Source organism: Microbacterium sp. 1262, assembly GCF_040544895.1.
GTDB lineage: Bacteria > Actinomycetota > Actinomycetes > Actinomycetales > Microbacteriaceae > Microbacterium > Microbacterium plantarum.
Map to the genome: position 1 here is coordinate 1885345 of NZ_JBEPKU010000001.1, position 18302 is coordinate 1903646.

Sequence of the window (18302 nt, forward strand, 5' to 3'; positions counted from 1 at the left end):
GCAGGCGACGCCGCCCGAGCGGACGGATGATGACCCTGAGCCCGTCGTTCCGGGCCATGGGGGAAGCAGATGGAACCGATTTTCGGGCGCTTCGCGACACGGGATCGGGTGTTCTACGACGCGCCCGGCACCGATGACGCCAGCGCCGAGGCCGACGGGCGTACCGCTGTGTACGCGCCGGCGACCCTCACGTGGCAGGGCTGGCGGCACACCCGACGGGGCCCGTGGTCGGTGTGGCTGCCACCCGCGCATCGTCTGCCCGAACAGGGATGGAAGGTGCACATCACCGCGCTTCCCGATGCGGCAGGCACCGTGCTGGACATCGCCTCGAGGTACTGCCACCGCCACGCCATCGCATTCAAGCACCTGCGAGACGAACGCGCCCTCGGGGCCGTGCTCGCCAAGGATGCCGACCGCGCGGGCGCGGGTAAGTTCATCACGCTCTATCCGCCTTCCGAGCGGAGCCTCGAGCACTGCCTCGTCTCGCTCGACGAGGTGCTCGGCGGCGAGCACGGCCCGTATGTCCTTTCGGACCTGCGCTGGAACGCGGGCCCGCTGTTCGTGCGGTACGGTGCCTTCACCGACCACGAAGTCCTCGTCGACGGTGAAGCCCTGCCCGCCATACAGGATCTGCGGACGGGAGAGTGGGTACCCGACCAGCGGACGGCGGGGTTCCACATCCCACCCTGGATCGAACTGCCGCCCTTCCTCCAGCGGCAACTCGACGCGCTCGGACACGAGCCGCCGCCCGGCTTCCCGGAGATCACCGGCGCCCTGCACTACTCCAACGCCGGCGGCGTCTACACCGGAGCTCTCGACGGCGCAGAGGTCATCGTGAAGGAGGCTCGCCCGTTCGCTGGCTGGACGCCCGACGGGCGCGACGCCGTCGCCCGGCTCCACGACGAGGAACGCACCCTCCGCGCTCTCGCCGGGAGGGTCCGCGTCCCGGCGGTCAGGGCTGCCTTCGAGGCGCACGGCCACCGCTTCGTCGCCCTGGAACGGGTTCCGGGCCAGCCCCTCGATCGGCTGGTCGCGACGACCAGCCCGCTCACCGCCGCCGTCTCGACCGCAGCGGAGCGCCGCGCGTACCGCGATCGGATGCTGCAGGTGCTCGACGCGCTGCGGAGGGAGATCACCCGGCTGCACGCCGCGGGCGTCACCCACGGCGACCTGCATCCGGCGAACGTCATGGTCGACGCCTACGGCTCGGTGAGCCTCCTCGATCTCGAGATGTCCCTTCCCGTCGACTCCCGCGCGCCCGCCGTCCTCGGCGCAGCGGGATTCTCCCTCCCGGACGAGCCGGACCCCGTGCGCCGCGATGCGCACGCTCTGGCGTGCATCGAGCTCTACGTCTTCCTTCCGATGACGAGCCTGCTGGCGCTGCAGCCGACCAAGGCGGATGCCCTCGTCACCGAGGCCGCGGCGGTCTTCGATCTGCCCCGCGAATGGCGCGAGCGGATGAGCGCCCGGCTTCGGCCCACCGACTGTGCGGCGCGGCATCCTGCACCCGTCGTATCGATCGAGCGCGTCGCCGAGCAGCTCGTGGCCGACGCGACGCCCGAGCGGACCGACCGGCTGTGGCCGGGCGACCCCCGCCAGTTCGGGCAGCCCGCGTTCTCGCTCGGTCACGGCGCACTGGGGGTGGCCGTCGCGCTGGATGCCGGGGGCGTCGCCCTCGCGCCGGAACTGCGATCGTGGGTGTCGCGCTCGATCGCGCACGTGAGCACCGGGCAGGCACGCCTCGGGCTGATGGACGGCGCGGCCGGTGCGCTCTGGGCCTGCCGGCGCCTCGGCTTCGCCGACGAGGCGACGGCACTCGACGAGTACCTGCACGACGACGCCGTCGGGTCACTCGGCTCCGACCTCGCGACGGGTCTTCCGGGAATCGGCATCGCTCTGCTCGACGAGCCCGATTCCGAGCGCAACATCGAGCGGGCGACCGCGATCATCGAAATCCTCCGCGCACGCTGGGGGCTGCTCGGCCCCGCCGCGCCGTCGGGAGCGCCGTCGCCCGCGCCGTCACGACGGCACGGCGGCCTGATGGGCGGCGCGAGCGGGACGGCTCTTCTGGCTCTCCGGGTGTTCGAACTCACCGGAGAGCGCCGCTTCCTCGAGATCGCCCGCCGGGCGCTCGACGTCGACCTCCGCACGTTGCGCCGCGACGCGGACGGGTCGGTGCAGGTCGACCAGGGATGGCGCATGCTTCCCTACCTCGCGCACGGGTCGGCCGGCGTCGGCCTCGTGCTCGCACGGTACCTGGCGCATGAGCCTGCCGATGACGAGCTGCGTGTCACGCTGCACGGCATCATCCGCGCGGCGTCGGCGCCCTTCGTCGTACAGGCGGGACTCTCCGCCGGCCGAGCCGGATTGGCCCTCTTCCTTCATTCTCTGGAGGCGACCGGACACGCGAGCGCAGACACGGTCCGCGCGCGCGACCATCACCTCGGGCGAATGACGCTGCACGCCCTCGACGCGCCGGTCGGCGCGCGTTTCGTGGGCGACGGGATGCTGCGCGCGTCGTGCGATCTTGCGACCGGCGCCGCGGGCGTGCTGCTCGCGCTCGCCTCCGCGTCGCCTCCGGCTTCGAACAGTGACCAGCCGGTCCTGCCCTTCCTCCCCCCGGTGCTCGTGCCCGCCGGTTCTCCGGCGGCGAGAGGATGAGGGAGGTGAACAAATGGGTTTCATCCTGGCATTGCAGACGCTCGAGAAGAGCGAAGAGGAACACCGCACTGTCGTGGGCAGCACAGTAAGCATCGGCCTGTGCCGGAGCACCGTGTCGACGGCCTGCTGATCCCGCCGTGATCGCGCGCTCCGCAGCGAAAAACGAAGGGCCCCCGCTGAGCGGGGGCCCTTCTCGATGTGGCGAGTGAGGGATTCGAACCCCCGAATGCAATGCAGTCTGATTTACAGTCAGATCCCTTTGGCCGCTTGGGTAACTCGCCAGTGCGCACCCGCCCGGCTTGTACAGTCGACCGGAGGCGCGAGAACCCATATTACCCCCTGTGGCCGGGTGCTCCGAACCACGGGGGTCGGCCGTCAGTCGTTGCCGACGACCCGTTCGACGAAGGCCTCGGTGCGGTGGCGCGTGCCGTCGATTCGGCGATCGACGCTCGCGCGGATCTCGCTGGGCGCGAGCGGGCCAGCGATCCGCACGTTGTCGTGGCATCCGAGGTCGGCGCAGATGTACGTGCCGATCGTGTCGCCGGCATCGCCGGCGGGCCCGGCCTTACGCGCACTGAAGAGGGTGACCTGGTCTCCGGGCTGCATCGTGTGACAGAGGTTGCACAGCGCGGACCGTGCGCGTGAGCTTCCCGACGCCGCGCGCATGACGACTCCGACCGGGGCGCCCTCACGCTGCGTGATGACGTATCCCCGCTCGCGCGAGTTCGGATCCCGCCACGCGAGGAAGTCGAGGTGGTCCCAGTCGAGCAGCATGAAGTCGATCGGCATCGCCATGATCCGGCGATCGTCGACCGTCGCGTTCACGAACGAAGCGCGGACTTGGTCTTCGGTCAGAGCTTGCACGCGTTCCAGCCTACGAAGCGCACGGCATCCGCGGGCCGCGTGCGCGGACGCCCTCCCGCGGTCACTGCGATGCGACCCATGCCTGCCAGTCGGCCTCGGTGAATTCGGTGCTGTCGACGAAGAATCCGCCGCCGAGGACCGAATCCACTGCCATCGTCCAGGCCGACCCGTCATAGGCATCGGCGTAGGCGTAGAACGAGCCCGCGGCGTCGTACGCGAGGTTCGCGTCCTTGCTGCGCAGCGCCTCGTCGGTGAAGGCACCCATCCCCTGCGCGGCGACGGCGGCCTTCACCTCAGGCCGGAGGTACCCGGGATCGGCGAGCCCCGATTTCCATTCGACGAAGCGGGCGAATCCCTCGTGGACCGCGACGGGCGGTGCGATGAACGACCCGGGCGCCGCTGCGTAGTGAAGGCCGTGTGCGAACTCGTGGACGAACACCTGCTCGCGACCCGACGCGCTGCCCGGGCCCATCACGATGAGCGTTCCGGATGTGTCGGATCCCGTCGCGATCACGGGGTCGAGGAAGCGCTGCGCGATCTGCGGACGCAGGGTCGGACGGGCATAACCGGCGACATCCATGTCCCACGGCGTGCCCTTGCCGTACTGCCAGCGCTGGAAGCGGTCATCGTCGTCGGTGATCGCCGATACGAAGCCGTCCTGCGTCGGCTCGCCGCCGAGGGCGCGGATCGTGTCGAGCGCGATGACGGCCGATCGCTCGGCCGCATCCGCGTTCTGATCGACCAGCTCGGCCTCGTCGCTCATCCCGAACAGGACGACGTGATCGCGCTTGGTGACGTAGATTTCGCCCTCGTCCCACGGGTTCGGCTCGCGCGCGGGGACGATGGACGTGATCGTTGCGGGCTCGGGCGGTTCCGTCTGCTCGTACCGGTCGAACGACCGGCTGGGGACGGTACCGGGCTCGAAGGTGACGGTGTAGGCGAAGCCCTGAATGAGGTCGAGGCCGGCGTCACGGTCGCCGTCGCCTCGCTGCGGCTGTGCCGCGAAGGCGTACTGAGCGCCGAGGATCACCTCGATGGTGCCGGTCTCGTCGACGTCGAAGTCCGACGGCGCGATCGCCGCGACATCCCACCCGATCTTGCTGGAGTTGTCCCACCACAGCGCGAGCTGCGTCGCCGCGTCACCCGTGGCGTGAGCGAGGAACCGCTCACGATCCTTGTCGCGCATCGCGGCGTTCATCTCGGCGAACGTGGCGCTGGTGGGAGTCGCGAGGTCGTTGTCGGCCCACGGCGCCCAGCCGACCGGAACATCGGCCGTCGGCCCGGTCTCGGGCGTCCGCGGCCACAGCACGACGCCCGCGGCGACGGTCATCAGCAGCGCACCGATGCCGAGGGAGGCGATGACGATCTGCATCGTGCGCGCCGCGCGATTGCGAGGCTTCGGCTGCGGTGATGCCGCAGGGTGCACTTCAGTCGTGTCGGTCATCGGGTCTCCGCCTTAGAGATGAGGATGATGCGGCGTTCGGAGTCGGTCGTCAACTCGCCGCCGACGCCTGTCGAGGCGAGAACGAAGACGTAGTCGGTGCCACCGGAAGAGATGAGGTACTGCTCGAGCGGCGCCGGGGTGTTGGGGTCGTTGTGCCAGCCCATCAGATCGGTCATCGGTGCAGCCTGGCCGACGACGGGGAACCCGGCGGCGAGGGCGTCGATGTCGATGCCGTCGTCGAAGGAGGTCGAGGTTCCGCCGCTCAGGCAGACCGCGGCCAGCACGCCTTCGGTGCGCGCGATCTCGGAAATCTGCGACAGCACCACGTCGGAGGTGTAACAAGCCTGATCGATAGGGGCGGGCTCGAAGCTCGTGGTCGCGACGACCGCTCCGTCGTACGCCGACGCCGAGGCGGCGCCCGTCACCCGCCAGGGGCCGATGGCCGTCGGAGTCTCCCCCTGGCGAGCGCCGGAGGGCACATCGTCACCGTAGTAGTAGGGCCGGGTCAGCCAGATCTCGCGGGTCGAGGTCGCCGTCTGCGGCGTGCCGTCGACGGTGAAGGTGTAGGTCATGTCGACCAGTGCTTTGGCGGTGTCCGCGCCGCGCGGCGACTCGTAGCCGGCGGTGCCGTTGGTTCCATAGAGGATGCCGCGCCGGTCGTACTCGATGGAGAGGTCGAGCACCTCCGCGGCACGCGCGTCGCCGAACAGCGGCGTCGCCGACCCCGAGATCGCGATGTACCCGGGCGAGGCGTACTGCGTCCAGCTGGGCTCGTCTGCTGTGGCGGCGGCGAGGAAGCCGTCGACGACATCCGGCGCCTCCGAGGTCGCGGCGGCGTTGGCCGAGACGACGGTCCAGCCGACGAACCCGGCTGCGCCGCCGACGATGAGGAGGGTGGCCGCCAGCACGATCCAGGTCACGCGCGTCATCACCTTCTGCCCGGGGTTCTTGGACGCGGGACCGGGCGCGGCAGCGGGGGCCGCCGCCGGCGCGGCATCCGACGCCGACTGCTCCGCCACAGGGTAGGGCGAGACATGGTCGGTCCATCGCTGGCCGTCCCAATACCTCAGCTGCTGCTGTCCCGATGGGTCGGGATGCCAGCCGGCCGGCGCGGTCGGAACAAAGTCCGGCACGTCGTTCACACGTCCCCCTCGCCCCGGCCGCGAGCACCGCCGGTCCGTGACGATGCTATTGGCATGCGCGAAGTGGCTCGTACACCTGCTTTTCCGCGCCGGATCTGCTAGTCGTGACGGACACCCTGGGCGTCAGATGAACCAGCCGTTCAGGAATCCGGTCCCCAGCAGCACCTGCCCCCAGCCGAGGATCAGCGCGACCACGGGCCACCCGTATCCTCCTCGGTCACCGCGCGCCGCGATCAGCCCGATGATGCCGAGCACGCCGCCGAGGGCTCCGGCCGCGATCGAGATCGGCAGTGCGATGAACAGCATCCATCCCCAGAGCGGATCCACGGTGTACCCGAGGACGACCACGACAGCAACCGGGAGGATGCCGATGCCCGCGAGGATCGTCGCGGCGATTCCCCACCCGCGGCCGCGGCGGCGCCGGGACCGGTCAGCGGGCTCACTCGTCATGGCGCGAGCCTAGCGTCCCCCGGCGCGACGCCACGGGCGCGGCTAGAGTAGCGGCATGGCAGATTCCTCGTTCGACATCGTCAGCAAGATCGATCGCCAGGAGGCCGACAATGCGCTGAACCAGGCCCGCAAGGAGGTCGAGCAGCGCTACGACTTCAAGGGCACCGATGCCTCCATCGAGTGGTCGGGCGAGTCGATCCTCATCAAGGCGAACTCCGAAGAGCGCGCCAAGGCCGTGCTCGACGTCTTCCAGACGAAGCTCATCAAGCGGGGCATCTCGCTCAAGAGCCTCGACTCGGGCGAGCCCACCGCTTCCGGCCGCGAGTACCGCATCGTCTCGACGCTGAAGGAGGGCATCTCGTCGGAGGATGCCAAGAAGATCAGCAAGATGATCCGCGACGAAGGTCCGAAGTCTGTCAAGTCGCAGATCCAGGGCGACGAGCTGCGCGTGCAGTCGAAGTCGCGCGACGACCTGCAGGAAGTGCAGCGGATGCTGAAGGCCGCCGACCTCGACGTCGACCTCCAGTTCGTCAACTACCGCTGACGCTCCCCCGCACCATCCCGGGCTGAGCGCTCACCGGTCGAGGCCGCTGACGAACGACACCAGTCGGTCAGCGGCTTCGGCGCGTGCGGGCGCAGCCGAGAGGAAGACGTCGTGCAGGGCGCCCTCGATGCGGGCGATCGTGACGGTGGCGGCGATGCGGGTGGCCGCGCGTGCGATGTCGTCGACGACGAGCACCGAGTCGGTCGAGGTCATCGTGTCGTTCCAGCGCAGCGGCGACGTCGACCGCGCCGAGAGCAGAACGAGGGCCGGTGCGCCGACCTCCACGCCGGCCGCGACGCGCGCATGCCCGGCGATGACGGCGGCGAGCCATGCGGGATGCGTCGGGAAGCCCCGTTCGGGACGCCAGCCGTCGGGCGCATCGGGCAGGCTGCCCACTTCACGCTGGGCCCGCGTGTAGAACCCGAGATCGACGGCGGGGTGGGCACCGCGCGGGTCGAAGCGCGCCCGCACCTCGACGAGCGGCGCGACCGCCTGCCGCCCGAGGGGGCCGAGCTGCAGCTCCAGCCACGGACTGTTCAGCACCACGGCGGCGGCTCGCCCCGGGTGACGCGCCGCCCAGAGGGTGAGCGTCAGCCCGCCGGTGCTGTGCCCGAGGAGCATGAGCCGCCGGCCCAGACGCTCGGTGTCCATGGCAGCGAGCGCCGCCTCGATGTCGTCGTCGTAGACATCGAGCGATGTGACGTACCCGCGCGCCTGTCCGGGACGGATGCTGCGCCCGTACTTCCGCAGGTCGAGCGCGTGGAACCGCGCGCCACGATCGGTGAAGATCCGCGCGAGGTCGGTCTGGAAGAAGTAGTCCGACCAGCCGTGGACGTACAGCACGTCGATGTCGCGCCACGCGCCGAAGAGGCGGAGCCCCGGATGCGGCATCGCCCGCACGAGTGTCGCGACCACGTCGCCCTCGTCATCCGACCCGAGCGGAAGCGTCGCCTGCTCGAAGCCGGGACCCAGCAGGTCGGGACCCCACGTCACCTCATCCGCCCGCATGCCCCCACCCTAGGTCGTGGACATCCGCGGGCGCAGGGCGTCAGGCGGCGGAACTCTGCTGCGAGCCCGAGCCCGCACCAGAGCCGGTGCGACGGGCCTCACGCTCCTGGGCACGCTGGAGCGCGCGCTTGCGCTGCTCGCGGGCATCGTCCTCGAGCTTCGCTGCCCTCTCCTCGTCGCGCGTGAGGTTCTCTCCCGTCTCGGGGTCGAACACGTGCAGCGAGTCGGGCGAGAACCACAGTGTCGCCGGATCCCCCGCGCGGATGTTGCTGAGCGAGTCGAGCGCCACGACGAGCTCAGTGCGGAGCCCCTCTCCGTCGAGATCGCGGTCGAGCTCGGCGAGCTTCTCGCGTACCGATTCCTCGACCTCGAACGGGATGTAGGCGTACAGCACCTCGCCGAGCCACTCGGTCATCTCGACATCGACCTCGGCGCGCACACCACCCTCGAGCGGACGGTCGGAGGTCTCGGCATCCTCGAATGCATCGGGACGCACGCCGACGATGACGAGCTCGCGGTCTCCGATCGCGCGGCGCAGCCGGTCATCGAGCGGAACGTCGAACATCGGCAGCTTGAGGGTGTCGCCCTCGACCGTGCCGTGCAGGAAGTTCATCGGCGGCGAGCCGATGAAACCGGCCACGAAGAGGTTCACCGGCTGCTCGTACAGCCCGCGCGGGCTGGCCACTTGCTGCAGCTCGCCGCGGCGGAGCACCGCCACCCGGTCGCCGAGCGTCATGGCCTCGGTCTGATCGTGGGTGACGTAGACGGTCGTCGTTCCCAGCGAACGCTGCAGCCGGGCGATCTCGGTGCGCATCTGCCCGCGCAGCTTGGCGTCGAGGTTCGACAGCGGCTCGTCGAACAGGAACGCCCGAGCGTTGCGGACGATCGCGCGGCCCATCGCCACGCGCTGACGCTGGCCACCCGAGAGATTCGCCGGCTTGCGCTCGAGGTGCTCGTCGAGCTCGAGAAGGCTCGAGGCCCGCCGCACGCGCTCGTCGATCTCGTCGTCGGGCACGTTGCTCGACTTCAATCGCATCGGGAAGGCGATGTTCTCGTACACCGTGAGGTGGGGATACAGCGCGTAGTTCTGGAATACCATCGCCAGGTCACGATCCTTCGGCGCCTTGTCGTTGACGAGGTCGCCGTCGATGAGCATCTCGCCGCTCGTGATGTCTTCGAGGCCCACGATCATCCGCAGAAGCGTCGACTTGCCGCATCCGGAGGGTCCGACGAGGATCACGAACTCGCCGTCGGCGATGTCGAGGTCGACGCCCTTGACCGCCGTGAAGCCGTCGTCGTACGTCTTCACGATGTTCTTCAGCGTGATGGAGGCCATGACGTTCCCTTCGAGGTAGACGCGGCGGCGGCGGGGATGCTGGGGGTCATCCCTTGACCGCGCCCTGCGTGAGGCCGGAGACGATCCGGCGCTGGAAGATGACGACGACCACCACGATCGGGATCGTCACGATGATGGCGGCCGCCGAGATCGCGCCCGTGGGCTGCTCGAACTGCGACGCTCCGGTGAAGAACGACAGAGCGGCGGGCACGGGGCGCGCCGCACTTGTCGAAGTGAGCGAGATGCCGTAGACGAAGTCGTTCCACGCGATGAAGAACGCGATGATCGCCGTCGTGAACACTCCGGGTGCCGCGAGCGGGACGACCGTCTTGCGGAAGGCCTCGAACGGCGTCGCGCCGTCGACCTGCGCCGCCTGCTCGAGCTCCCAGGGGATCTGGCGGAAGAAGGCCGCAAGCGTCCAGATAGCGATCGGCAGCGTCAGCGAGAGGTACGGGATGATGAGGCCCAACCAGGTGTCGTAGAGGCCGATGACCCGCCACAGGTTGAACAGCGGCGTCACGATCGAGACGATCGGGAAGACCGACACCGCGAGCGCGGTGACGAGGATGATGCGCTTGCCGCGGAACTCGAGTCGCGCGATCGCGTAGGCGCACAGCGTCGCGAGAACGACCGCGACGAAGGTGGCGATGAGCGAGATGCCGACGGAGTTGCGCAGCGCCGGCAGGAACAGGTCCTGTGCGCCGCCGCCGGGGGCGAGGATCTCGGTGTAGTTCTCGAGGGTCCATTCCTGCGGGAGCAGGGTGCCCGAGAACAGACCCGACGGCGTCTTGAACGACGTCATGAGGATCGAGAAGACGGGGAAGAGCGACCACACGAGCACCGCGATGATGATCGCGGCCCATCCGATCCGCTGCGGCCAGGTGAGCGTGCGCATCAGGAGTTCCGTCCCGTCGCCAGGTCGACTTTGAAGCCCTTGATGAAGATGGCGGCGATGATCAGGACGCTGAGGAACAGCAGCACCGAGATCGCCGAGCCGAGCCCGATCTCGAGGCGCCCGATCGAGGTGTTGTACGCGAGCAGCGACAGCGCCTCGGTGTCATTGGCGCCACCGGTCATGATGTAGATGTTGTCGAAGATGCGGAACGCCTCGAGCGTACGGAAGAGCACGGCGACCATGATCGCGGCCTTCATGTTCGGCAGGATGACGCGACGCATGACCTCCCACCCGGTGGCCCCGTCGACCTTCGCGGCCTCCTCCAGATCGCCGGGCACCTGCGCGAGGCCCGACAGCAGCAGCAGCGAGATGAACGGCGTCGTCTTCCACACCTCGGAGAAGATGATCACCACGAGGGAGGTGCCCTGCTCGGCGAACCAGTTGAGCTCCGGGTCGAACCCGGGGATCCAGCTGAGCCAGTTGTTGACGTACCCGCCCGAGTTGATGTCGAACGCATAGAACCAGGCGAAGGCCGCGACGACGGTGATGATGCCGTACGGCACGAGGATCGCGGTCCGCGCGAGCCCGCGGAGCTTCTTGATCGCCCGGTGCATCACCAGCGCGAGGAGGAAGCCGAGGATGAGCTCGAACAGCACGGTCACGACCGTGATGAAGAGGGTGACCCCCATCGACCGCCAGAACGCGGGGTCGCTGAGCACCACCCGGTAGTTCTCGAAGAGGACGAACGACCGCTCATCGGGGGCGGTGAGTCGCAGGCTGAACAGCGAATCGAACAGGGCCTGCCCGATCGGGTACATCGTGACCAGCAGCATGATGACGAATGCCGGTCCGGCCAGCATCCAGCCCAGTCGTCCCTCCGCACGCGCCCGGGCCGAGCGTCGGGGCCGCGGCGATGCATTCTCCCGCGTGCTCACAGCAGACGCTCCCCTCGCAGAACGGCGAGGATGAACTCGCTCGATGTTCTCGGGGTGGTGTCGGGGTTCACAGCTGCCGGCGGGTGCCATGTCCGCTGGAGCCCGATCGAGATCTCGTTGTAGTACGGCGTCTGCGGACGCGGCACACCGAGGTCGAGCGACTCGCGGATGGTGTCGGCCATCGGGAACTCCTCCTGCACGCGAGGGTCATCGTAGGCGGCGGCGTTGGACGGCGGGTTGCCGTCGGTGACGAAGTACTCCGACTGGTTCTCGGGCTGGACGATGCACTCGACGGCCTGCCAGGCGAGGTCGGGGTTCGTGCTGAAGGCGCCGACGCCGAGGTTGATGCCGCCCACGGGAGGCGCGGCGGGCTTGTCGGCATCGACACGCGGATACACCGCCCAGCCGAGGTCATCGGCGATGGCGGGGTCGGCGCCGGTCATCGCCGGCCACACGAACGGCCAGTTGACCATGAAGGACCCCTGCTCGCCCTGGAAGAGGTTCATGTTGGCGTTCTCGTCGGCGGTCGGGAGACCCGGCCCGCCGAGCCCGTCGGCCCCGATGCGGTGGATGATCTCCGCCGCGGCTCGTCCCGCGTCGCTGTCGAGCCCGAGCTCGAGCTCGTCAGCGGGCGCCTCGGGGTTCTTCAGGATCTCGCCGCCGGCCGACGCGACGAGAGCGTTGATCCACACCGTCAGCGACTCGGCCAGCGCGCCCTGAACGCCCAGCCGCAGATCCTGCTCCTCGGCGACGGCGATGATGTCGTCCCAGGTGACCGGCTGCGACATGTCGAGGCCCGCCGCCTCGACGACCGACTGCCGATACCAGAGCAGCTGCGTGTTGGCCCAGAAGGGAACGGTCACCAGCTCGCCGCCCCAGCTCGCGGAGTCGACCGCGCCCTGGACGATGCCGTCGGTGTTCTGCAGTTCTCCCGGGACGTCGTCGAGGAAGCCGGGCTCGGCGAGCTCCGGGATGAACGGCGGGTCGAGGCTCATGATGTCGAGCGAGGTGTCGCCGGCTGCCAGACGCCGGGCGAGCTGCTCGCGCTGCGACGCCGCATCACGCGGCAGCAGCGACGTCTCGATGCGATACGCGCCGTCAGCGGCATCCGTGCAGGCCGCGGCGATCCGCGCCTGCCCGCCGTCGTCGGGGTTGATGTACCAGGTGAGCGTGGGCACACCGTCATCGGGGGCGCACGCGCCGAGCGTCGCTGCGAGCGCGACCACCGACGCGGCTGCCAGGACCCGGGTCGTGCGCATCGGGCCTCCTCGTTCCGTATCGTCGCGACCCAGCGCGCTCACGGCACCGGGCGTTCCCCCATCATGGCGTCGGAGGAATGCAGCGACCACGGGTTGCCCAACCCGACGCGCTGTAGTACGCCGGGCGGACGAGGATGCCGGTCAGTTCTCGGCGACCAGGCTCACGATCTCAGCGGGGTCGTCGCCCGCGAACGCGTGCGATTTCGTCTCGAGGAACGCGCAGAGGGTCGACACCATCGCGAGCTCGGTCGACAGGGCGAGCGCGGCGCCGGCTCCGAGCCGCAGTTCGGTCTCGCGCGCCTCGAACGTGATGCGCCAGGTGTTTCCGCCCGGCACGTCCGGCTCGATGTACGTCACGGTCTGCGCGTTCATCATGTTGATCGCGACGAGCCCCGTGTCGCGGCCGAGACTGCCGTCCTGCGGGATGACCTTCACGGCGAGGGAGTATCCGAACTGCCGGAACTCCTCGATCCACGAGACGAGCGTCTCCTTGCTGCGGAAGGTCATCGCCCGACCTCTTCGCCGCGCGAGATGGCGACCATGTCGTCGCGGTCGACGACCTTCACACGCGCGCGATCGGCAGCGGCGCCGAGAGCGATCTCGTGCTCGTCGAGACGGTGCCACCCGTCGAGGTCGGTCCAGGCGACGCCGCGCTCGGTCAGCAGATCGAGGACGCCCTGCTCGGACGGGTCCACCGGCTGCCACCACGACCCCTGGTCGTTGATGACATGGCGCACGGTCTCCATCGCGTCGGACTTCGTGTGGCCGATGAGTCCGACGGGTCCGCGCTTGATCCATCCCGTCGCGTACACGCCCGGCACGCGCTCGTTCGAGTCCTCGTGGAGCACCTGACCCTCATGGTTCGGGATGACGCCGTGCGTGGCGTCGAACGGCACGCCCGGCAGCGGCGACCCGAAGTACCCGACCGCGCGGTAGAGACCCTGGAGGGCGACCTCGCGCATCTCGCCGGTGCCCTCGACCCCGCCTTGCCCGTCGGGACGCGTCCGCTCGTAGACGAGCGCGGCGACGCGGCCCGCGGCATCCTTCTTGACCTCGACCGGCTTGGCGTAGAAGTGCAGGTGCAGGCGACGTGAGGCCTCTCCCCTGGCGCCGTTGACGCCCGGGCGCTGACGCCATGACTGCAGCACGCGGTCGATGACCATCACCTGCTTGTTCGACGCGATCGCCGCCTTCGAGGCCTCGTCATAGTCGAAGTCCTCGTCGTAGACCACGAGGTCGACGTCGCGCAGATCGCCGAGCTCGCGCAGCTCGAGGGGCGTGAACTTGACCTGCGCGGGTCCGCGGCGTCCGAAGATGTGGACATCGGTCACGGCCGACGAGCGGAGACCCTGGTAGACGTTGTCGGGGATCTCCGTGACCAGAAGGTCGTCCGCGTGCTTGGCGAGCAGTCGAGCCACGTCGAGCGCGACGTTGCCGTTGCCGATGACGCCGACGGATGCGGCATCCAGCGGCCATTCGCGTGGGAAGTCGGGGTGACCGTCGTACCAGCTGACGAAGTCGGCCGCGCCGTACGAGCCGTCGGCGTCGATGCCGGGGATGTCGAGGGCTGCGTCGCGCACCGCGCCGGTGGCGAAGATGACGGCGTTGTAGTGGTGCTTCAGGTCATCGAGCGTGATGTCCTCGCCGAAGCGGACGTTGCCGAACAGGCGGATGTCGCCGCTGTCGATCACGTCGCGGAGGGCGTTGATGATGCCCTTGATGCGGGGGTGATCGGGCGCGACTCCGTAGCGGACGAGCCCGTAGGGGGCGGGCAGGTGATCGAACAGGTCGATCGAGACGTCGAACTTGCGCTCGGCCTTCAGCAGCAGATCCGCGGCGTAGATGCCGGCGGGCCCGGCTCCGACGATGGCCAGCCTCAGCTTGGTCATGGGTGTTCCTCGTTCCTGGTGGCACCCGAGCGCGGGCGCAGCGGGGGTCTGTGTCAGCTGGCGCGGTCGACGACGACCTCGGCGAACCGGGTCAGCGCGTCGCGCACGGCGCCGGTCGGCAACGGTGCGAGGGCCGCGACGGCGTCGTCGGCCCACTTCTCGGCGAGCTGCCGCGTCTGGGCCGTCACCTCGTGGTCGCGCAGGCGGGCGAGCGGCTCGTCGAGGATCGCGGGATCGGCTCCCTCCGCGATCTCGGCGACGCCGCGGTCGATCGTCGCGGCGAGCTCGCGCGAAGCGGCATCGTCGGCGCGGGTCAGCAACAGGTAGGGCATCGTCGGCACCCCTGCACGCAGGTCGGTTCCGGGAACCTTGCCCGTGGCCTCGGGGTCGGCGGAGAGGTCGATGACGTCATCGAGCAGCTGGAAGGCGACGCCGGCCTTCTCGCCGAACGCGAGCAGCGGCTCGGCCAGCTCCTCCGGCCCGCCGGAGAAGAGCACGCCCACCTGCGCCGCAGCGGCGATGAGCGAGCCGGTCTTGTCGGCGAGCACCTGGATGTAGAACTCGACGGGATCATCGCCCGGCTGAGCGCCGATGGTCTCGTGCATCTGACCGAGCACGAGGCGCTCGAAGGTGTCTGCCTGCACGCGGATTGCTCGCTCGCCGATGCGCGCCATCAGCTGGCTCGCCCGCGAGAAGAGCAGGTCGCCGGTGAGGATCGCGACGTTGTTCCCCCACACCTCGTGTGCGCTGGGGACGCCGCGTCGCTTGTCGGCACCGTCCATGACATCGTCGTGGTACAGCGATCCGAGGTGGGTCAGCTCGAGCGCCGCAGCGCCGGCGATGACGTCCTCGGTCGCACCGTCGCCGAGCTGCGCGGTGAGCAGAGCCAGCATGGGCCGCAACCGTTTGCCGCCGGCTTCGTAGAGGTATCGGGTCTTGGCGTCGACGAGCGCGTCGCTGACGGTGAGCTCATCGCCGAGGCGCGACTCGACGCGCTCGAGCCCGGCTTCGACGGTCGCGAGCAGCTTGCGGGTGCGGGGTCCGGCGAAGATGCGCTCGGTCATCCCGAGGTGCTTCGCCAGCCGCGGCGCGGATGGGCTCGATGTCACCTCTCCAGCCTACCGGCCGGGCGACCGCGCCGATCCGCGCGAGCCGGTTCAGACCGCGGGCTTGACAGCGCGGTGGAGCGCCACGATGCCGAAGGACAGATCGCGGTGCGCGACCTCGTCCCAGCCGGCCTCGCGGATCCACCCGGCGAGGGTGCGCTGGTCGGGCCAATCGCGGATCGACTCGTTGAGGTAGTCGTAGGCCTCGGCGTTGGAGCTCACCGCGCGCGCGACCAGCGGCAGCACCCGGTCGTTGTAGAAGCGGTAGAGCCCAGCGAACGCCCGGGAGGGCGGCTGCGAGAACTCGCTGATGAGCAGGCGGCCGCCGGGCTTGGTGACGCGCAGCATCTCGGCGAGCGCCTTCTTCGGCTCGTTGACGTTGCGGAGTCCGAACGAGATCGTGACGACGTCGAACTCGGCATCCTCGAAGGGCAGGTTCGTGGCATCCGCCTCGACGAACGACAGGTTCGGGATGCCGCCGCCCGGCGCCTGCGCTCCGTACCGGCGGACGCCCTCGGCGATCATGCCGGGCGAGAAGTCAGCGGCGACGACCTCGGCACCGCTGCGGGCGAGCGAGACCGAGCTCGCACCCGTTCCCGCGGCGAGGTCGAGGATGCGCTCCCCCGGCTTCGGGTCGATCGCGCGGGTGGCCGCGATGCGCCAGAGGCGGTCCTGGCCGAGGCTCAGGACGTCGTTGGTGCGGTCGTAGGCGCCGGCCACCTGGTCGAACATGCCGCTCACACGCGACGGGTCCTTGCCGAGGTCGGCGCGGTTGGGCTCGCTGGTCACGCTCCGAGTCTAGGCGCGGCTGTGCCCGCTCAGCCCCGCCCCGCGAGGTCCCACTTCGGCCGGGTATGGGCGCGGCTTTCCCGGCCGGAGTGGGACCTCGGCGGGCGGACGGGAGTCAGGGGCCCGCGGGGGCGGGGAGGGATGCCAGGATGCCGAGCCAATGGGCGGCCGTGGGGGCGTCGAAGGGCGCTCGGTGCGCGGTGACGGCCGCCTCGAGGTCGACGGCCAGGGCCTCGAGCTCGGCGACGATCTCCCGCGGGTACCCGTAGGCGACGCGATGCTCGTCCCACTCGTCGCGGTCGTCGATCCAGATGCCGCGGGTGGCGGAGTCGACGACATCCAGGTCCATGTCGATCGCCGTGGGCTCGCCGCCCTCGTCCCACCGGGCGTCCCAGGCGATGTCGATGTACACGCGGGTGGGATGCGGCGGAGCGTTCATCGTCAGCACCCACTCGCCGACCGGAGGCAGGAGCATCACGCACGGATGCGTCGCGACGAAGTCGCGTCCGGGCCGGTTGCTGCGGTCGCCGGGGCGCTGGCCGAACCAGTCGCCGTGCTCGTCGCTTCCGAGGTAGGTGCAGGCGTGCACCCAGTGGGTTCCGCCGTTCCACTTGCGCCAGCGGAAGGTCATCGGGGTTCCCGGCACGGGGCGGAGCATCACGCGCCGAGTCTAGGCTGGTCGAGTGAACGATTCTGCGCCCGCCGCCCGGCTGCGCGTGGTCACTCGCGAGATCGAGGCCCCCGACGAGCTGCTGGTGTTCGCCGACCCGCAGCACCCGACGGTGTGGTCGCGACGCGGCGACATCCTCGTGGCGCGCGGCACTGCCGCGGCCTTCGACTCAGCCGACGCGAACCCCGGTCCACGCGAAGCCGCCGACTGGTGGCGCAGAACGGTCGCCGCCGCCGAGATCGACGATCCGGTCGGATTGCCCGGATCGGGAATCCTCGCGTTCGGCGCTCTGCCGTTCGATCCCCGCCCCGACGACCGCGCCGACGCCACGACACCGCCGCTGCACTTCGCGGTGCCTCGATTCGTCGTGGGTCGCCGCGGGTCACGCGCCTGGGTGACCGCGATCACCGCCGACGGCTCCGACCCGGATGCCGCCCTCCCCGCCGCGACCGGCTTCGGCCCGCACTGGTCGGCGACGACCGGCCCCGGAGCGCTGACACCCGACGGCTACCAGGAGATCGTGCGCGCGGGCGTCGACGCGATCCTCCACGGCGACCTGCAGAAGGTCGTCCTGGCGCGTGATCTCGCCGGCACCGTTCCCGCGGATGCCGATCTCCGGCGCCTCGTGCGCGCACTGTCGTCGGCGTACCCGGACACGTGGGCGTTCGCGGTCGACGGTCTGATCGGTGCAAGCCCCGAGACTCTCGTGACGGTGTCGGGCGGCACCGTCACCGCCCGCGTCCTCGCCGGGACGATCGCACGCGGGGCCGACGCCGACGCCGACACGGCGGCATCCCTGTCCCTCGCCACCAGCACGAAGGACCTCGACGAGCACGGCTATGCGGTGCGCAGCGTGCTCGACGCACTCCGCCCGTCGACCTCGTCGCTCGTCGCCGGCGAGCAGCCGTTCATGCTCAAGCTGCCGAACGTCTGGCACCTGGCGACCGACGTCGAGGGCGAGCTCGCCGGGGATGCCTCCGCCCTCGACCTCGTCGCCGTGCTGCACCCTACCGCGGCGGTCGCCGGCACACCGACCCCGAACGCACTCGACGAGATCCGCCGCCTCGAGCCCTTCAGCCGGGGACGGTACGCGGGACCCGTCGGATGGATCGACGCGCACGGCGACGGCGAGTGGGCCATCGCGCTGCGGTGCGCGCAGTTCCGTCCCGGCGACCGCGCCGACGGCGGCGCCTCGATGCCCTTCACCGCCTACGCCGGTGCGGGCATCGTGGGCGCGAGCGACCCCGAGTCGGAGATGCTCGAGACACGCGTGAAGTTCCGGCCGATCATCGACGCGCTGGCCTGAGCGG

18 protein-coding genes and 1 tRNA gene are annotated in these 18302 nt (G+C 69.9%); 4 read left to right on the forward strand and 15 right to left on the reverse strand.

Features of this window, described 5'->3' with window-relative positions; translation table 11 throughout:
• Window positions 1–69 precede the first annotated feature (69 nt).
• Both lanKC and ABIC53_RS09020 read left to right on the forward strand, forming a co-directional pair.
• Window positions 70–2661: a class III lanthionine synthetase LanKC gene (lanKC, locus tag ABIC53_RS09015; protein ID WP_354451192.1), complete on the forward strand. Its 2592-nt coding sequence runs from the start codon at window positions 70–72 to the stop codon at window positions 2659–2661.
• A 13-nt stretch (window positions 2662–2674) separates the two neighbouring features.
• On the forward strand, window positions 2675–2791 hold the full coding sequence (locus ABIC53_RS09020; RefSeq protein ID WP_354451194.1) for a SapB/AmfS family lanthipeptide: 117 nt from the start codon (window positions 2675–2677) through the stop codon (window positions 2789–2791).
• Window positions 2792–2860: 69 nt separating this feature from the next.
• Here the strand turns inward: ABIC53_RS09020 and ABIC53_RS09025 are convergent.
• The 5 genes from ABIC53_RS09025 to ABIC53_RS09045 form a co-directional block, all read right to left on the reverse strand.
• Window positions 2861–2942 (reverse strand) — tRNA-Tyr (locus tag ABIC53_RS09025).
• A 94-nt stretch (window positions 2943–3036) separates the two neighbouring features.
• Window positions 3037–3525, reverse strand: coding sequence for an FBP domain-containing protein (locus tag ABIC53_RS09030; protein ID WP_269267386.1), 489 nt, complete (start codon window positions 3523–3525; stop codon window positions 3037–3039).
• Between the two features lie 61 nt (window positions 3526–3586).
• Entirely contained in the window at window positions 3587–4969 is a 1383-nt protein-coding gene (locus ABIC53_RS09035) for a hypothetical protein (protein WP_282502159.1), read from the reverse strand.
• Window positions 4966–6111, reverse strand: coding sequence for a DUF2510 domain-containing protein (locus ABIC53_RS09040; RefSeq protein ID WP_354451197.1), 1146 nt, complete (start codon window positions 6109–6111; stop codon window positions 4966–4968). Before ABIC53_RS09040 ends, ABIC53_RS09035 begins: the two co-directional genes overlap by 4 nt.
• 123 nt (window positions 6112–6234) lie before the next feature.
• Entirely contained in the window at window positions 6235–6561 is a 327-nt protein-coding gene (locus tag ABIC53_RS09045; RefSeq protein WP_282502157.1) for a hypothetical protein, read from the reverse strand.
• Window positions 6562–6616: 55 nt separating this feature from the next.
• Between ABIC53_RS09045 and ABIC53_RS09050 the strand changes: the two genes are divergently transcribed.
• Window positions 6617–7105 carry a YajQ family cyclic di-GMP-binding protein gene (locus tag ABIC53_RS09050; protein WP_071918434.1) on the forward strand — a complete coding sequence of 163 codons (489 nt, stop codon included), beginning with the start codon at window positions 6617–6619 and terminating at the stop codon, window positions 7103–7105.
• A gap of 30 nt (window positions 7106–7135) precedes the next feature.
• On the opposite strand, the gene ABIC53_RS09055 is transcribed toward ABIC53_RS09050, so the two are convergent.
• The 10 genes from ABIC53_RS09055 to ABIC53_RS09100 form a co-directional block, all read right to left on the reverse strand.
• On the reverse strand, window positions 7136–8113 hold the full coding sequence (locus ABIC53_RS09055) for an alpha/beta hydrolase (RefSeq protein ID WP_354451199.1): 978 nt from the start codon (window positions 8111–8113) through the stop codon (window positions 7136–7138).
• Between the two features lie 40 nt (window positions 8114–8153).
• Window positions 8154–9449, reverse strand: coding sequence for an ABC transporter ATP-binding protein (locus ABIC53_RS09060; protein ID WP_269267378.1), 1296 nt, complete (start codon window positions 9447–9449; stop codon window positions 8154–8156).
• Between the two features lie 46 nt (window positions 9450–9495).
• Entirely contained in the window at window positions 9496–10344 is an 849-nt protein-coding gene (locus ABIC53_RS09065) for a carbohydrate ABC transporter permease (RefSeq protein ID WP_094262209.1), read from the reverse strand.
• Entirely contained in the window at window positions 10344–11369 is a 1026-nt protein-coding gene (locus ABIC53_RS09070) for a carbohydrate ABC transporter permease (protein WP_114588143.1), read from the reverse strand. The genes ABIC53_RS09065 and ABIC53_RS09070 overlap by 1 nt, the downstream gene beginning before the upstream one ends.
• Window positions 11276–12538: an extracellular solute-binding protein gene (locus ABIC53_RS09075; RefSeq protein ID WP_354451202.1), complete on the reverse strand. Its 1263-nt coding sequence runs from the start codon at window positions 12536–12538 to the stop codon at window positions 11276–11278. The genes ABIC53_RS09070 and ABIC53_RS09075 overlap by 94 nt, the downstream gene beginning before the upstream one ends.
• Window positions 12539–12679: 141 nt before the next feature.
• Entirely contained in the window at window positions 12680–13045 is a 366-nt protein-coding gene (locus ABIC53_RS09080) for a hypothetical protein (RefSeq protein ID WP_274178475.1), read from the reverse strand.
• The gene (locus ABIC53_RS09085; protein ID WP_354451205.1) at window positions 13042–14427 is read right to left on the reverse strand and encodes an FAD-dependent oxidoreductase; all 1386 of its coding nucleotides are present in this window, start codon (window positions 14425–14427) and stop codon (window positions 13042–13044) included. The genes ABIC53_RS09080 and ABIC53_RS09085 overlap by 4 nt, the downstream gene beginning before the upstream one ends.
• Window positions 14428–14480: 53 nt before the next feature.
• The gene (locus ABIC53_RS09090; protein WP_274178473.1) at window positions 14481–15536 is read right to left on the reverse strand and encodes a polyprenyl synthetase family protein; all 1056 of its coding nucleotides are present in this window, start codon (window positions 15534–15536) and stop codon (window positions 14481–14483) included.
• A 48-nt stretch (window positions 15537–15584) separates the two neighbouring features.
• A complete protein-coding gene (gene ubiE / locus ABIC53_RS09095; RefSeq protein ID WP_112616737.1) occupies window positions 15585–16322 on the reverse strand; it encodes a bifunctional demethylmenaquinone methyltransferase/2-methoxy-6-polyprenyl-1,4-benzoquinol methylase UbiE in 738 nt (245 codons plus the stop codon).
• Window positions 16323–16437: 115 nt separating this feature from the next.
• Complete coding sequence (locus ABIC53_RS09100) at window positions 16438–16980, reverse strand: DUF402 domain-containing protein (RefSeq protein ID WP_354452201.1); 543 nt, start codon at window positions 16978–16980, stop codon at window positions 16438–16440.
• Window positions 16981–17005: 25 nt separating this feature from the next.
• Between ABIC53_RS09100 and ABIC53_RS09105 the strand changes: the two genes are divergently transcribed.
• Window positions 17006–18298, forward strand: coding sequence for an isochorismate synthase (locus ABIC53_RS09105; RefSeq protein ID WP_354451207.1), 1293 nt, complete (start codon window positions 17006–17008; stop codon window positions 18296–18298).
• Window positions 18299–18302: the final 4 nt, after the last annotated feature.

What these genes read in the sequence shown, in the direction of transcription:
- ABIC53_RS09075 (WP_354451202.1), bottom strand. Translation starts at nt 12,538, where the DNA reads ATGCGCACGACCCGGGTCCTGGCAGCCGCGTCGGTGGTCGCGCTCGCA.
- ABIC53_RS09080 (WP_274178475.1), bottom strand. Translation starts at nt 13,045, where the DNA reads ATGACCTTCCGCAGCAAGGAGACGCTCGTCTCGTGGATCGAGGAGTTC.
- ABIC53_RS09045 (WP_282502157.1), bottom strand. Translation starts at nt 6,561, where the DNA reads ATGACGAGTGAGCCCGCTGACCGGTCCCGGCGCCGCCGCGGCCGCGGG.
- ABIC53_RS09085 (WP_354451205.1), bottom strand. Translation starts at nt 14,427, where the DNA reads ATGACCAAGCTGAGGCTGGCCATCGTCGGAGCCGGGCCCGCCGGCATC.
- ABIC53_RS09055 (WP_354451199.1), bottom strand. Translation starts at nt 8,113, where the DNA reads ATGCGGGCGGATGAGGTGACGTGGGGTCCCGACCTGCTGGGTCCCGGC.
- ABIC53_RS09060 (WP_269267378.1), bottom strand. Translation starts at nt 9,449, where the DNA reads ATGGCCTCCATCACGCTGAAGAACATCGTGAAGACGTACGACGACGGC.
- ABIC53_RS09100 (WP_354452201.1), bottom strand. Translation starts at nt 16,980, where the DNA reads ATGCTCCGCCCCGTGCCGGGAACCCCGATGACCTTCCGCTGGCGCAAG.
- ABIC53_RS09020 (WP_354451194.1), top strand. Translation starts at nt 2,675, where the DNA reads ATGGGTTTCATCCTGGCATTGCAGACGCTCGAGAAGAGCGAAGAGGAA.
- ABIC53_RS09050 (WP_071918434.1), top strand. Translation starts at nt 6,617, where the DNA reads ATGGCAGATTCCTCGTTCGACATCGTCAGCAAGATCGATCGCCAGGAG.
- lanKC (WP_354451192.1), top strand. Translation starts at nt 70, where the DNA reads ATGGAACCGATTTTCGGGCGCTTCGCGACACGGGATCGGGTGTTCTAC.
- ABIC53_RS09070 (WP_114588143.1), bottom strand. Translation starts at nt 11,369, where the DNA reads ATGGCACCCGCCGGCAGCTGTGAACCCCGACACCACCCCGAGAACATC.
- ABIC53_RS09065 (WP_094262209.1), bottom strand. Translation starts at nt 10,344, where the DNA reads ATGCGCACGCTCACCTGGCCGCAGCGGATCGGATGGGCCGCGATCATC.
- ABIC53_RS09035 (WP_282502159.1), bottom strand. Translation starts at nt 4,969, where the DNA reads ATGACCGACACGACTGAAGTGCACCCTGCGGCATCACCGCAGCCGAAG.